At 40.3% G+C, this 15170-nt stretch carries 15 protein-coding genes; all 15 read left to right on the top strand.

The genetic code is table 11. The features are described 5' to 3' along the window. The first annotated feature begins 133 nt into the window (after window positions 1-133). Window positions 134-1333: a resuscitation-promoting factor gene (locus HNQ41_RS15335; protein ID WP_184665315.1), complete on the top strand. Its 1200-nt coding sequence runs from the start codon at window positions 134-136 to the stop codon at window positions 1331-1333. Window positions 1334-1496: 163 nt separating this feature from the next. After that, window positions 1497-2057 carry a ribonuclease M5 gene (gene rnmV / locus HNQ41_RS15330; RefSeq protein ID WP_184665314.1) on the top strand — a complete coding sequence of 187 codons (561 nt, stop codon included), beginning with the start codon at window positions 1497-1499 and terminating at the stop codon, window positions 2055-2057. Continuing rightward, window positions 2047-2931, top strand: a complete 885-nt coding sequence (rsmA, locus tag HNQ41_RS15325) for a 16S rRNA (adenine(1518)-N(6)/adenine(1519)-N(6))-dimethyltransferase RsmA (protein WP_184665313.1) — start codon at window positions 2047-2049, stop codon at window positions 2929-2931. The genes rnmV and rsmA overlap by 11 nt, the downstream gene beginning before the upstream one ends. 61 nt (window positions 2932-2992) lie before the next feature. Continuing rightward, complete coding sequence (gene yabG / locus HNQ41_RS15320; RefSeq protein WP_184665312.1) at window positions 2993-3877, top strand: sporulation peptidase YabG; 885 nt, start codon at window positions 2993-2995, stop codon at window positions 3875-3877. 149 nt (window positions 3878-4026) lie between these two features. After that, window positions 4027-4284 (top strand): Veg family protein, encoded by a 258-nt coding sequence (locus HNQ41_RS15315; RefSeq protein WP_184665311.1) that lies wholly within the window; start codon window positions 4027-4029, stop codon window positions 4282-4284. 126 nt (window positions 4285-4410) lie between these two features. Beyond that, a complete protein-coding gene (locus HNQ41_RS15310) occupies window positions 4411-4593 on the top strand; it encodes a small, acid-soluble spore protein, alpha/beta type (protein WP_184665310.1) in 183 nt (60 codons plus the stop codon). Between the two features lie 200 nt (window positions 4594-4793). Continuing rightward, window positions 4794-5648: a 4-(cytidine 5'-diphospho)-2-C-methyl-D-erythritol kinase gene (gene ispE, locus HNQ41_RS15305; RefSeq protein ID WP_184665309.1), complete on the top strand. Its 855-nt coding sequence runs from the start codon at window positions 4794-4796 to the stop codon at window positions 5646-5648. A gap of 70 nt (window positions 5649-5718) precedes the next feature. Beyond that, the gene (purR, locus tag HNQ41_RS15300) at window positions 5719-6537 is read left to right on the top strand and encodes a pur operon repressor (RefSeq protein ID WP_184665308.1); all 819 of its coding nucleotides are present in this window, start codon (window positions 5719-5721) and stop codon (window positions 6535-6537) included. Between the two features lie 230 nt (window positions 6538-6767). Then, complete coding sequence (spoVG, locus tag HNQ41_RS15295; RefSeq protein ID WP_184665307.1) at window positions 6768-7055, top strand: septation regulator SpoVG; 288 nt, start codon at window positions 6768-6770, stop codon at window positions 7053-7055. A gap of 263 nt (window positions 7056-7318) precedes the next feature. Further along, window positions 7319-8686, top strand: a complete 1368-nt coding sequence (gene glmU, locus HNQ41_RS15290) for a bifunctional UDP-N-acetylglucosamine diphosphorylase/glucosamine-1-phosphate N-acetyltransferase GlmU (protein WP_184665306.1) — start codon at window positions 7319-7321, stop codon at window positions 8684-8686. A 31-nt stretch (window positions 8687-8717) separates the two neighbouring features. Next, window positions 8718-9668, top strand: a complete 951-nt coding sequence (locus HNQ41_RS15285) for a ribose-phosphate diphosphokinase (RefSeq protein ID WP_184665305.1) — start codon at window positions 8718-8720, stop codon at window positions 9666-9668. Between the two features lie 112 nt (window positions 9669-9780). Then, the gene (locus HNQ41_RS15280) at window positions 9781-10413 is read left to right on the top strand and encodes a 50S ribosomal protein L25/general stress protein Ctc (RefSeq protein ID WP_184665304.1); all 633 of its coding nucleotides are present in this window, start codon (window positions 9781-9783) and stop codon (window positions 10411-10413) included. 152 nt (window positions 10414-10565) lie between these two features. After that, window positions 10566-11123, top strand: coding sequence for an aminoacyl-tRNA hydrolase (pth, locus tag HNQ41_RS15275; RefSeq protein WP_184665343.1), 558 nt, complete (start codon window positions 10566-10568; stop codon window positions 11121-11123). A gap of 68 nt (window positions 11124-11191) precedes the next feature. Next, the gene (gene fin, locus HNQ41_RS15270) at window positions 11192-11422 is read left to right on the top strand and encodes an anti-sigma-F factor Fin (RefSeq protein WP_184665303.1); all 231 of its coding nucleotides are present in this window, start codon (window positions 11192-11194) and stop codon (window positions 11420-11422) included. Window positions 11423-11568: 146 nt separating this feature from the next. Further along, window positions 11569-15126 carry a transcription-repair coupling factor gene (mfd, locus tag HNQ41_RS15265; protein ID WP_184665302.1) on the top strand — a complete coding sequence of 1186 codons (3558 nt, stop codon included), beginning with the start codon at window positions 11569-11571 and terminating at the stop codon, window positions 15124-15126. The last annotated feature ends 44 nt before the right edge of the window (window positions 15127-15170 follow it).

Here is a 15170-nt window from a genome sequence, read left to right as displayed (position 1 = left end):
GTTGCATAGCTTGGTTTTGTCGAGAATTTTAAGATTTTAGTATTTTCAGGTGTGACAAAGGTAGGAGACCCTTCCATTGACAAGTAGAATAAGGAGGTATATAATGCGGTTCTTGAAGGAGGAATGTTGACTCATGATACAGAAGATCAAGCCCGTGTTTTCCTCTAATATTTTGAGGAACAAGTGGGTCATTTCTGGTGTCAGCTTTCTTCTGTTGCTTATCGTTACCGCTTTTGCTAGCTATGAATTTACGAAACTATCGGTTACGTTAAACATGGATGGAGAAGAACAAATTGTTTTTACCCATGAAGCAACAGTAGAAGGATTGTTGCAAGAGCAAGAGGTAGATGTGACCTCACGTGATGAAGTTATCCCATCTTTGGATACAAAACTAGAAGATGACATGGTTGTGACCTATAAGCCAGCAAACCTTGTTATTTTCACGAAGAATGGGGAGACAGGGACAGTGTGGACGACAGCGGAAACCGTTTCTGATCTACTTCATGAAAAAGAGATTAAAGTGAGTGAGTATGATCGCATCGAACCTTCACTACGTGCACCAATTTCTGAAAGAACATCTGTTGTATACGAAGAATCATTTCCTGTCACGATTAATGTTGATGGAGACGAAGAAGAAGTATGGACAATACCTACAAACGTAGCCAATTTATTAGATAGAGAAAATATTACACTAAATGACGATGATTTTGTTGAACCTAAGAAAGAAGAAGAGATCACATCTGAGATGGATATAAATGTGGTCCGTGTTGAAACCAAAGAAGAAATTGTAGAAGAGTCGAAAAACTATGCTACTGTCACTCGAAATGATGATTCATTACCTTCTGGTGAAGAAAGAGTCATTGAGGCTGGTACAGAAGGGAAATTAGAAAAGCATTACGAAGTAACATACGAAAACGGTGAAGAAGTCTCACGTGAACTCATTGAGGAAATGACGATTTCTGAACCTGAAGATCGTATTGTTGCCGTTGGAACGCGGCAACCGTCATCGGGGGTTTCACGTAGCTCCTCAGGCACATCTGGAAACGCAGGAGAATGGAGAACTTTCACTTCGACAGCTTACACAGCCTATTGTACTGGTTGCTCTGGTGTCACAGCAACAGGTATAGATTTGCGTTCAAATCCAAATCAAAATGTCATTGCTGTTGATCCTAACGTTATTCCGCTCGGTTCACGGGTTGAGATTGAAGGAAAGGGCGTATATTTGGCTGCTGATACAGGTGGTGCGATCCAAGGGGAAAAGATTGATATCTTTAAGCCTGACGGCGCACATAGCTATGGAAGACAAAGTGTTCGCATAAGAATACTAGAATAAGATGAATAATGATGAATTGGACACAGGGGCTGGCCCTGTGTCTTTTTTTGTTAGAGGCCCATAAATGACACAGTGCAGTTGTTTCATTTACGAACGGAAGAGGATATACTAAAGTGAAGTTTGATTGATACTGTTTTTTTGTTTTGTAATGTAGGAGGTAGAAATGAAAATAGAAGAAGTGATCGTAGTTGAAGGCAAAGATGATACATTTACGGTTAAACAAGCCGTAACTTGTGAAACGATAGAAACAAATGGATCAGCGATTAATGATGATACTCTTACACAAATTCAATTTGCACAAGAACGCCGAGGTGTGATTGTATTTACTGACCCAGATTTTCCAGGTGAGAAAATTCGTCACACCATCTCTAAGCGTGTTCCAGGTTGTAAACATGCATTTATTGATCGTGAAATGGCGAAGGATGAACGAACAGGTAAAATTGGTATTGAACATGCACATGCGGATACAATTCGTGAAGCATTGAAAAATATTCATACAGAAGCAGCTGAAAATGAGCAAGTGATTACGAAGCAAGATCTAATGAATGCAGGATTAATTGCGGGAAGTGATGCAAAACAAAAACGCGAACAATTAGGTCGCCTTTTAAAAATTGGTTATGCAAATGGAAAGCAACTTCACCGTCGTCTGCAAATGTTTCGTATTCAACGAGAGGAATTTATTGACGCAGTAGTGAAAGTAATGGAGGGTGAAGATGGAGAATAAAGATATTGCAACACCGACCCGAACAAAACAGATTAGCCAGAAATATGGTCTAAAGATGAAAAAAAGCTTAGGGCAAAACTTTTTAATCGAGCCCAATATTGTTAGTCGTATTATAGAAGCGGCTAATATTCAGCCTTCTTCGGGGGCGATCGAAATTGGCCCAGGAATAGGTGCTTTGACAGAACAATTAGCCAAAAACGCTGATAAAGTATTAGCATACGAAATAGATGAGCGTTTTTATCGCGTCTTACAAGATACACTAAGCACCTATGATAATGTCTCTGTCGTTCAAAAAGATGTATTAGAGGCAGATGTGGCTAGTGACATGAGCGATTATTTTTCTGAACAACAGGAGGTTTCTGTTGTTGCAAATTTACCGTATTATGTAACGACGCCGATTATCATGGGACTTTTACAAGAGAAGTTACCGCTTCAAAGTATCGTCGTTATGATTCAAAAAGAAGTTGCTGATCGCATCGCTGCAAAACCCCAGACGAAAAGTTATGGTTCCTTGTCGATTGCGGCGCAATTTTATGCGGAAGCAGAAACGGTCATGCACGTACCGAAAACGGTGTTTTATCCGCAACCGAACGTCGATTCTGCTGTATTGAAGTTAACACTTCGTGATGAGCCAGCAGTAGATGTTATTTCTGAATCGTTCTTTTTTGATCTCGTCAAAGCTTCTTTTGGAGAAAGAAGGAAAACATTACTGAACAATTTATTACGCCATTTCGAGATGAAAGGTGAACGAGAGAAGTTAGTCTCTTACATATCAGAGGCAGGGATTGACCCTAAGCGTCGTGGAGAGACTTTAACCCTTGAGGAGTTTGCAACTTTATCAAATGTATTGTATCCCCTCATCGTAACTGAGTGAAAAAGGTAGGCACGACACATCGTCTTTGCGCATACCCTATGTCAGGGAGGAGGCGTTGAGTGTGTCAGTAAAAGTCGGTCATCTCGTCGGTCGATCTTCATACGAATGCGATATCGTATTTCGCGTCGTTCGCGTGGATGGAGATGAGGTAGAATTACACGGTGAAGATATGCGCCTTGTTGCCGATGCCCCGTTAAGTGACCTCGTCATTCTTGATGAACAAGAAAGAAAAAAACATCAAAAACAACAAAAAGAAAGAGAAGAAAGCTGTTATCAATTATTTCGCCAAGAGCGAAAATGGATACGAGAAAAAAGTGAATATGAAGTAACTTCGGGTTACCAAGATCAAAAATCTTATTTTGAAGTTCCGGGTAAGATTTTGCATATTGATGGCGATTCACTCTACTTAAAAAAATGTACGGCCGTTTATGATCGCCTTGGTGTCCCGGTTTATGGCGTTCACATTTCAGAAAAGGAGATGCCTGAACAGATTACATCTCTTATTGAAATGGTTCGTCCAGATATTGTTGTGATTACTGGTCACGATGCTTATTTAAAAAATAAAGGCAACGACTCCGATTTGAAATCGTATAGAAATACAAAATATTTTGTTGAAGCTGTTCAACGGGCTCGTAAGGTCGTTCCTTACATGGACCACCTCGTCATTTTTGCAGGTGCTTGTCAATCGTATTTTCCTGCAATTTTAAAAGCTGGTGCAAACTTTGCCAGTTCACCAAAACGAGTAAATATTCATGCCCTCGACCCGGTATATATTGCAGCGAAGGTGAGTTTAACGCCGATTATGGAACGAGTCGGGATGTGGGATGTTTTAAAACACACGTTAACAGGTGATAAAGGGCTTGGTGGAATGGAAACTGAAGGAATGATGCGTCGTGGCGTACCTGTAGATGAAAGTGACAATGAATCCGATTCAATTGAAAAATAAATTTGAAGAACCTCGGATCACCTTTGTGGTTCGAGGTGTTTTTAATGACTGTAATTCAAGTTTTATGCATGTTTTCTATCTTTTCGGTCATCCTATGCATAGTGTTTCCATCGTGAAAATTATGACTTAAGTAGAAGAGGTGGGTCGAATTGGTGAAAACGATTAAAGAAATAAAACGATCATTGGAGGAAAATCTCGGTAGAACAGTCACGGTAAAAGCTAATGGAGGGCGTCGCAAAACGATTGAACGTACAGGAATGCTAGAAAAGACGTACCCTTCGGTATTTGTCGTGAGGCTCGATCAAGATCAATATGCATTTGAACGTGTGTCTTACAGTTACACAGACCTTTTAACAAAATCTGTTGAGGTCAGTTTAAATGAATCAAGTGAACCAAAATCAGTTTAGAAATAAAAGAAGATTAGGATACTATTCCAATATTTCTAATAATTTTCACGCTCCTTTTGTGATATTTCAATAAAATAACGCTCAATCTAAGAATGTCGCGATCATCTGCAAAAGGGGCTGTTGCCATTGAGTAGAAAGCGAAGTGTCATGTCGGACGGATTAAAAGAAGAGTTAGCCAAAGAACTCGGATTTTATAACACCGTTCAAGAGGAAGGTTGGGGAGGTATTCGTTCCCGGGATGCCGGCAATATGGTGAAAAAAGCCATTGAAATTGCTGAACGTGACTTAGCCAATCAAAAGCGACAATAACAGATATCGCGGCGCCTATTGACTCCTTTAAGGTAAAGGATGCGTTACCATTCATATTGGTAACACTTCTTCCTTATTAGGAGTCATTTTTCTTTTATGTGCATATGGGAAACAAGAAAAAGTAAGCACAAGGTGGTGTCACCTAGGAACAAATGGTAAAATAACGAGAGCAATTAAGCGCGAGAAGGTGGACAAAGCAAATGAAGTACATAGTAAAAGCGCCCGCAAAAATTAATTTATCGTTAGATGTCTTACATAAAAGAGACGACGGATACCATGAGGTGGAAATGGTAATGACGACCGTCGATTTAGCGGATCGAATTGAGATTACAGAGGTTTCTAAGGATGCTGTTTTTGTGGATGTATCAAAGGGGATTGTACCAAGTGATCACCAAAACCTAGCATATCAAGCTGCGATGCTTTTGAAAAAGCGTTTCGGTGTCCGAAAAGGTGTTCACCTATATATTCACAAACATATCCCTGTCTCAGCAGGGTTGGCCGGAGGAAGTACGAATGCAGCGGCGACATTGCGAGGCTTAAATAAGCTTTGGGGATTAGGGTTATCTATAGACGAATTAGCCGAACTAGGGTCAGAAATAGGATCAGATGTACCTTTTTGTGTATATGGTGGTACAGCTTTAGCGACGGGGCGAGGTGAAAAAATCGAAAAGTTGTCAACACCACCTCCGTGTTGGGTTGTATTAGCAAAGCCGCCTATAGGTGTATCGACGAAAGAAATATACGGTAACTTAAATCTAAATGATATCGCTCATCCAAACACAGAGGCGGTGATCGAAGCGATTAATCAAGGTGATTTTGAACGAATTTGTTCGTCTTTAGGTAACGCAATGGAAGCAACAACGTTTTCTCTTTATCCGAAAGTCGACAATTTGAAAAAGCAGATGGAAAACTTCGGTGCAGATGGTGTGCTAATGAGTGGTAGTGGTCCGACGGTATTTGCTTTAGCGAAAAATGAATCACGGGCTTGGAGAATTTACAACGGTTTAAAAGGTTTTGTTGATCAAGTATACGCTGTTCGTTTACTTAGTGAATGATCACTTGTAAAAGACGTATGTTTAGTGTTATGATGTATGAAATATTCGGAAATTGCACGGAGGTTTCGTCATGAAATTTCGTAGAAGTGGTCGACTCGTCGACATGACGAATTATTTATTAAACCATCCACATGAACAAGTCTCTCTTTCATTTTTCTCTGAACGTTATCAAGCAGCAAAGTCGTCGATCAGTGAAGATTTAGGGATTGTTAAAGAAGTGGTTGAAAATCAAAATATCGGCTCATTACAGACGTCAGCAGGAGCCATAGGTGGAGCGACCTTTATCCCAGGTATCTCTCGACATGAAATGCAGGAGACGCTATCTGAATTGTGTGAAGAGCTTCAAGATCCTGAAAGAATTCTTCCTGGTGGCTATTTGTATATGATGGACATTATTGGTGACCCACGTAAGATTGAAAAGCTTGGGCGAATTCTCGCTACTCACTTCCAAGGTGAAAAGGTTGATGCTGTTATGACGATGGCAACAAAGGGAATTCCTTTAGCTTATGCTGTGGCCAGTGACTTAAATGTACCGGTATCAATTGTTCGTCATGAGCATCGAATTACTGAAGGTTCAATTGTAAGTATAAATTATGTTTCAGGTTCAAAAAGGCGTATCGAAACGATGTCACTTGCCCGTCGAAGTTTACAACCCCAATCTAGAGTACTGATTATTGATGACTTTATGAAGCTTGGTGGCACGATTCAGGGGATGAAAGATTTAGTTACTGAATTCCAATCGACAGTTGCTGGTATTGGTGTATTAACAGAAGCAGCCGATGAAGAAGAGAAGCTCGTCAATGATTACGTTTCCTTAACAAAATTGAGTGGGGTCAACGAAAGAGAGAGAAAAATTCAAGTTGAAATCGGTAACTTGCTTGATGATTAATCATATCTTAGGTTCACTTGTGAGTGGAAAGATGAAATAAATGAGGTTTGAAAGCGTCATTTCTCAGTAAACGAGTTATGAAAACCTCTTTATTTTTTGGATAAAATGTGACAATTTTTAAAACGGTTACATTTTTATGTATTTTCTTCCTGTATAAGCAGGAATTGTTCATTTCTTGTTGAAGTGTATAATTGCACTTTTATTTATATGGGAAAAGGGTGGTGGAATAAGTGGAAGTAACAGATGTGAGACTGCGCCGTGTTAACACGGAAGGTCGCATGCGTGCAATTGCGTCCATTACCATTGATGAGGAGTTCGTCGTTCACGATATTCGTGTAATCGACGGAAACAATGGCATGTTTGTCGCTATGCCGAGTAAACGAACCCCTGACGGTGAATTTAGAGACATTGCACACCCCATCTCTTCACAAACTCGTGAGAAAATTCAGACAGCTGTTCTTGCAGAGTATGAACAAGCTGGTGATAATGTGGGGTACGAAGAAGCAGGTGCATCGTAATACGTGATTGATCAGAGACTGGTTCAGTGAGAGAGTAATCATGAAAGCGTCCTTGTTATCGATAATTCGGTATTAAAGGTGGTGATTTTCAACTCTTCACTCGATTCGGTCTCTTTTTTTAGGTTATTGGCAGAAAGCTAGCTCTCTAAGCCTATTCAAGGGCGGAGTAGTTCAAGTTTACTGATATGGTTGACATACCTTGAAATTAACCAGTATTTAAGATATATTCATTATGGAAAAAAAGTGCCCTTGGAGGTTAGTATATGAATAATCGCTTTGCGGTCGTTTTAGCAGCGGGTAAAGGGACACGGATGAAGTCTGACCTTTATAAAGTGCTTCATCCAGTCTGCGGGAAGCCGATGGTCCAACATACGATGGATCAACTGAAACAATTGAACGTCCAACGTATTGTAACTGTAGTAGGACATGGTGCTGAGACTGTTCAAGAACAAATCGGTGATGTAACAGAGTACTGTGTTCAATCTGAACAATTGGGAACAGGTCACGCAGTCATGCAAGCAGATGAACGTCTTAGCGAAGAAAAAGGGACGACGCTTGTATTGTGTGGTGACACCCCGCTTATCACAAGTGAAACAATGGAAAACTTGATCTTACATCACGAGTCAGTTGGAGCGAAGGCGACAATTTTAACAGCAGAAGTATCAGATCCAACAGGATATGGTCGACTGGTTCGAAACGAAGAAGGATTCGTTGAAAAAATTGTCGAACATAAAGATGCGAGCATCGAAGAACGGAAAATCACAGAAATTAATACAGGGACATATTGCTTTGACAACGAATTCCTCTTTTCGGCGCTAAAGCGAATTGACAACGACAATGTACAAGGCGAATATTACTTGCCCGATGTCATTGAAATTCTAAAGCGTGAATGTGAAAAAATTTCAGCATACGCGACGAATGACCCAGAGGAGACAATGGGTATAAATGATCGGGTAGCGCTCAGTGAAGCAGAATCTGCGCTTCGTAAGCGAATTAATCGTCATTGGATGCGTGAAGGGGTGACGATTGTTGACCCGCCAAATACGTACATTGGTCCAGACGTGAGCATCCAGCCTGACACGAAAATTCTCCCAGGTACAATGATTGAAGGAAATACGACAATTTTATCGCATTGTGAGATTGGTCCTTATTCAGAACTTAAGGACAGCTACATTGGTGAGTATACAAAAGTTCAACACTCTGTTGTGCACGACAGCCAGGTTGGGCAAGAAGTAATGATTGGTCCTTATGCTCACATTCGACCACAGTCAGACATCGGTTCGAATGTTAAAATCGGTAACTTTGTAGAAGTGAAGAAAGCGACTTTTGGAGATAACAGTAAAGCATCTCACTTAAGTTACATTGGAGATGCAGATATCGGATCAGACGTCAATCTTGGTTGTGGGTCCATTACTGTCAATTATGATGGTGAAAATAAACATTTAACGACGATTGAAGATGGTGCATTTATTGGTTGTAATGCTAATCTTATTGCACCTGTCACAGTTGGTGAAAAGGCGTATGTAGCTGCAGGGTCTACAGTAACGGATGACGTGCCAGAACAATCACTAGCAATTGCCCGTCAGAGGCAAACAACGAAAGATGGTTATTTAAAAGACGACCGCAAATAATTTTATTTAAATGATGGAGGTAAGCAAAGTCATGACCCAATACGGCGACAATAAATTGAAAGTATTTACGCTAGGATCAAACCCGGATTTAGCGCACGAAATTACCCGTGAAATTGGTATTGAAATGGGGAAAAGCTCCATCGATCGTTTTAGCGACGGAGAAGTTCGAATTAACATTGAGGAGAGTATTCGCGGTTGCGATACATTTGTTATTCAGTCCACGAGTTCACCAGCAAATGAACATATTATGGAATTGTTAATTATGATTGATGCGTTAAAGCGAGCATCGGCGAAGACAATTAACGTATTAATTCCTTATTACGGTTATGCGCGCCAAGATCGTAAAGCTCGCCCACGTGAGCCAATTACTTCAAAGCTTGTTGCGAATTTGCTTGAAACTGCAGGTGCAACGCGCATTATCACACTTGATTTACATGCTTCACAGATTCAAGGCTTTTTCGACATCCCTGTTGACCAACTTGATGGTGTACCAATCTTGTCTGACCACTTTGCTAAAAAAGGTATTGATAACCCTGTTATTGTATCGCCGGACCACGGTGGTGTCGTTCGAGCGCGAAAAATGGCAGATCGTTTAAATGCACCGATTGCAATTATCGATAAAAGACGACCGGAACCGAATGTCGCCGAAGTGATGAACATCGTTGGTGATATCGAAGGGAAAACAGCGATTATCGTCGATGACATCATTGATACGGCCGGAACCATCACTTTAGCAGCCAATGCTTTGGTTGACCAAGGCGCCAAAGACGTGTACGCTTGCTGTACCCATGCGGTATTGTCAGGACCAGCGATTGAGCGAATTGATAACTCGAAAATTCGTGAACTTGCCGTAGCAAATACGATTCCGTTAGCTGATGAAAAACGTATTGATAAAGTGACAGAGTTATCTGTTGGTCCTTTACTTTCAAAGGCGATTATTCACGTTCACGAACAACTTTCGGTTAGTCAATTGTTCAACTAAATATGTAAGCTTTTCTGGCGATCCCATTAATTAGAAGTGTCTAAGTTTCAAATCATGCTTTACTGGGAATACTATCACTATACATGAATGGAAAAGGATGAGGTGACTAGTTATGGCAGCAGTTTTGGAAGTTGACAACAGAGAAAAGTTCACAGGATCAAAATTAAAACAAATTCGAAAACAAGGCGGTGTACCAGGTGTTTTATATGGAAAAGATATTGACACTACACTGGTTGCCGTTGAAAGTATGGAATTAGTGAAAACGATTCGTGAAGTTGGGAGAAATGGGATCGTTTCTTTGAAACACAATGGCGAAACATATGATGTCATGGTTTATGACTTACAGGTGGAACCGATTAAAGGAACATTGTTACACGTTGATTTTTATGCAGTAGATATGAAATCTGAAATGGATGCGGACGTATCTATTCAGCTTGTCGGCGATGCGATTGGCGCGCGTGATGGCGGCGTCGTTCAACAAACGCTCTTCGACCTTTCAGTTCGCGCATTACCGCGTGATATTCCGGAGGTCATTGAAGTGAATGTTGAAGAATTGGGTATTGGAGATTCGCTTGCTGTTAGTGATTTGAAAGGTAAAGCAGGATATGAAATTAATAATGATCCTGAAGAAACCATCGTATCTGTGACGCCACCGACAGAAGTTCCTGATGAAGCAGATGGTGGCGAGGAACCACAAGAACCTGAACTTGTTTCACAAGATGAAGAAAAATCTGACGAAGAATAATTTTAAGTCGATATATAAGTTGAGGCTGATTCAAGAAAATGGGTCAGCCTCTTTATTCCGTTTTAGCCGGAAATCGAATTTTCAAAGAAAGTGTCGAACCTTTTTTGATATAGCTTGAGAGGTTGGAAAGTGTGGAGAGTAGGTGAATGGCGATGAAGCTAATCGTTGGACTAGGGAATCCAGGGAAAAAATATGCAGGTACAAGACATAATATTGGCTTTGAAGTGTTAGATCAATGTGAAAAAAAGCTTGGTATTCCTTTTGAAGTTTCGAAGTTCCAATCTAGTTTTGGGTATCGTTATATTGAAGGGGAAAAGGTGTTTTTACAAAAACCATTAACGTATATGAACCTTTCAGGTCAAGCTGTACGTCCATTGATTGATTATTTTAATATTGATGTTGAAGATGTACTCGTCGTTTACGATGACCTCGATTTACCTCCAGGGACGATTCGTTTACGTCAAAAAGGTGGCCATGGCGGCCACAATGGTATTCGTTCTCTCATTGACCAACTAGGTACGAATGAGTTTAAAAGAATCCGTGTTGGCATCGGACGTCCTCCAGAAGGGCAGACTGTTGTCGATCATGTGTTAAGAACGTTTGCTAAATCAGAACGTCCAGACGTTGATCATTCGATTGAAACTGCAACCGCCGCTATTGAACGATGGATGACAACTAATTTTACAAATGTAATGAATGATTTTAACTAGTCAGGTCGAATAACTTCGATTCTTTACGGACAAACTATCTAGCAGAATCGAAGGTTAGGAGGACCTTTATGACTATTCAATATCAATGTAGACATTGTGGGACACATATCGGAACAATTGATGAACGAAATGTTAATACTGAAGAACTGGGTTTGAGTCAATTGAAACCAGAAGAGGAAGATGAAATGGTACAATATGATACACAAGGGAATTTACAGGTGAATGTCATATGCGAAAATTGCCACGATGCCCTTGATCAAAATCCAGATCTTCATGAACAAGATACGTTTATCCAATAAACAAATCGTCTATCTGCAAAGGATGACAAGCTTTGGTTGATTTAACCAAAGCGTTTTTCTGCTGAATAGACATCCTACATATTTTGACGTATTCCGACAAATTCACAACGGGAAACGTTTGCCGAGCGGAAGGAAGGGGGAGAATCATGGAAGGTTTACATCAAGTGATTCTAAAAGATGATGATATTCGAAGTGTTATCGATGGCCTAGACGCAGGCCTAAAGGAACAAATGGTCGCTGGATTGACAGGTTCAGCGAGAACCTTGTTAATGGCGTCAATGTATCAAGAAACGAAAAGACCACAGCTAGTGATCACTCATAACCTTTATCAGGCACAAAAATTATACGATGATCTCGCCCATTTTGTTGGAGACGAACACGTCCACTTGTACCCGGTAAATGAGTTGATCTCTTCAGAAATTGCTGTTGCAAGTCCAGAAATGCGCGGTCAGAGAATTGAAGTTCTTAATAAGTGGGTGTCGAATAGGAAGGGGATTGTCATTACACCATTGGCAGGGGTGCGTCGTTTACTCCCTCCCAAATCTGTTTGGCAGGAGTCTCAATTATCGGTTCATACAGGGCAAATTCTCGATTTAGATAAAACGCTCGACTTACTTGTAACAATAGGTTATGACCGAGTTCATATGGTTGCAGGGCCAGGGCAGTTTAGCGTACGTGGTGGCATTATTGATATATTTCCTTTAGTAAACCAACAACCGATACGTATTGAACTATTTGATGACGAAGTGGACTCGATTCGTTATTTTGATGCGGATACACAACGCTCCGAACAAGAAATAGACACCGTTCATTTAGGCCCTGCAGATGAGTTAGTTTTATATGATGAGCATTTTGCTAGAGGTGCTGAACAATTACAAGCGTACTTAGCAGAGAGTGTAAAGAAAACAAAAGATGCAACAATTAAAGAACAACTGACAGAAAACATTCGTCAAGAAATTGATCAGCTTCATGAACGTACAACATTTGATTCGATTTATAAATATGTCTCACTTCTTTATGAGCAACCTGCGACTCTTTTAGACTATATTCCTAGTCATGGGATGATCTTTGTTGATGAGATGAGTCGTGTTCAAGAGGTTGGACAGGAGCTTGATAAAGAGGAAGCCAATTGGCAGACGACGATGCTATCTCAAGGTGCTATGGTTAGAGATGTGAATATGTCTAAGCCGTTTGAAGACTTATTTGAACAGGCGAAACAGCCGCTTGTTTATTTAAGCCTGTTTTTACGTCATGTGCAAAACACACAGCCGCAAAATGTGGTGAATATACAGAGTAAGTCCATGCAAACATTCCACGGTCAACTGCATTTACTAAAAAGTGAATTAGACCGTTGGAAGTCGAATAATGATGCTATTGTATTTGTAGCTAGTGATCAAGAACGTAGTGAACGTATGAAAGATGTTTTAGAAGATTATCAGATGGAAGCCATAGAAGGTTCTATAGATAAAGAGCCGCTTCCTGGAAAAGCGCAAATTTTGATCGGTCATCTTGAAAGTGGATTTGAACTTCCTTTGCAAAACCTTGTTGTGATTACTGAAGAAGAAGTGTTTACGAAAAAAGCCAAGCGACCGAAACGGCAGAAGAAAATGTCGAACGCTGAACGGATAAAAAGCTATTCCGAACTGAAAGTTGGCGATTTAGTTGTTCACGTTAACCACGGGATAGGGAAATATCTAGGGATTGAAACGTTAGAAGTAAACGGTGTTCATAAAGATTATCTTCACTTAACATACGCGGGTAATGACAAGCTTTACGTTCCTGTTGAACAAATTGACCAAGTACAAAAATATGTTGGTTCTGAGGAGAAGGATCCGAAACTTTATTCATTAGGCGGTAGCGAATGGAAAAAAGTGAAGAACAAAGTCCAATCTTCAGTGGAAGATATTGCTGATGATCTCATTGAGTTGTATGCCGAACGACAATCCAGTCAAGGGGTTGCCTTTTCTCCAGATGGGGTAGAACAACGTGAGTTTGAATCATCGTTTCCGTATCAAGAAACAGAAGACCAAATGCAAGCGATTGAAGAGATTAAAGCCGACATGGAGAAATCTTATCCAATGGATCGTTTACTTTGTGGAGATGTTGGATACGGTAAAACGGAAGTCGCTCTACGTGCAGCTTTTAAAGCAATTATGGAAGGTAAACAAGTTGCCTTTCTCGTTCCGACAACAATATTGGCGCAACAACACTATGAAACGATCCGTGAACGTTTTGCTCAATTTGCGATCAATGCAGAAATGATCAGTCGTTTCCGTTCTCGTAAGGAACAAAAAGAAACAATTCAGCGACTGAAAGAGGGAGTTGTCGATGTCGTTGTTGGTACACACCGTATACTTTCTAAAGATGTGAAATTTAAAGATTTAGGTTTGTTAATCGTTGATGAAGAGCAACGATTCGGTGTTACACATAAAGAAAAAATCAAGCAACTGAAGGCAAATGTTGATGTATTAACATTGACCGCGACACCTATTCCACGAACACTTCACATGTCAATGTTAGGTGTACGAGATTTGTCTGTTATTGAAACACCACCAGAAAATCGTTTTCCTGTACAAACATACGTCGTTGAGTACAACCCTGCACTCGTTCGTGAAGCGATTGAACGGGAAATGGCTCGAGGTGGTCAAGTATACCTACTGTTTAATCGAGTTGATGAAATTGAGTCGATGGCTGACAGGATCAGTATGCTTGTTCCTGATGCGAATGTCCGCTATGCACATGGAAAGATGACAGAAACAGAGCTTGAATCGGTGATGCTTGACTTTTTAGAAGGTGAAGCAGATGTATTAGTTACGACAACGATTATTGAAACAGGTGTAGACATTCCAAATGTGAACACCTTGATCATATATGATGCTGACCGTATGGGGCTGTCGCAGCTTTATCAATTACGAGGCAGAGTCGGTCGTTCTAATCGCGTAGCTTATGCGTATCTCACATATCAACAAGACAAAGTACTCACGGAAGTCGCTGAACAAAGACTTCAGTCGATTAAAGAATTCACCGAGTTAGGTTCAGGATTTAAAATTGCTATGCGTGATTTATCTATACGTGGAACAGGTAACCTTCTCGGTGCGCAGCAGCATGGATTTATTGCTTCCGTAGGATTTGATCTTTATTCACAAATGCTTCAAGATGCGATCGAAAATCGCAAGAAAGCATCTCAACCTGAACAAGAAACGGTTGAGGAAACAGAAGATATAGAAGTTGAAATGAATGTGGATGCTTATATTCCAGAGAGTTATATTCCGGATTCTAAGCAAAAAATTGATATGTACAAACGGTTCAAAGCGTTGTCATCGCTTGAAGATGTGCTTGATTTACAAAATGAGCTCATCGACCGTTTCGGTGACTATCCAGAGGAAGTTGGTTATTTATTACAAATTGCTAAAATCGGTATTTATGCTAAACAAGAAGGAATTGAGAAAATCCAAGAGAAGCAACAGCAGTGTACGATTCTTCTTTCAAAAGAAGTTACAGAGAAAACCGATGGTGCAAAGCTGTTCACGATGGCTCACGACTTATCGAAGAAATTAGCTTTAGGTATGGAAAAAGACCAAATCAAAATCGTGTTAAAAAAGAAAGGCTTGGAACAGAAGGCGTATTTGCAAATTGTAGAAGATTTACTTTCTCAATTGCCTGAAGTGAAGAAGTTGGAAGATACGGCAAGTCCATCATCTTGAATGTATATCCAGGTTTCGCAAAACCTATAGCTGTCCTGTAAAGA

It is taken from the genome of Texcoconibacillus texcoconensis (assembly GCF_014202575.1).
Classification (GTDB): domain Bacteria; phylum Bacillota; class Bacilli; order Bacillales; family Salisediminibacteriaceae; genus Texcoconibacillus; species Texcoconibacillus texcoconensis.
Note: the sequence above shows the minus strand (reverse complement) of the source record. Positions and strands in the feature narration are given on the sequence as shown.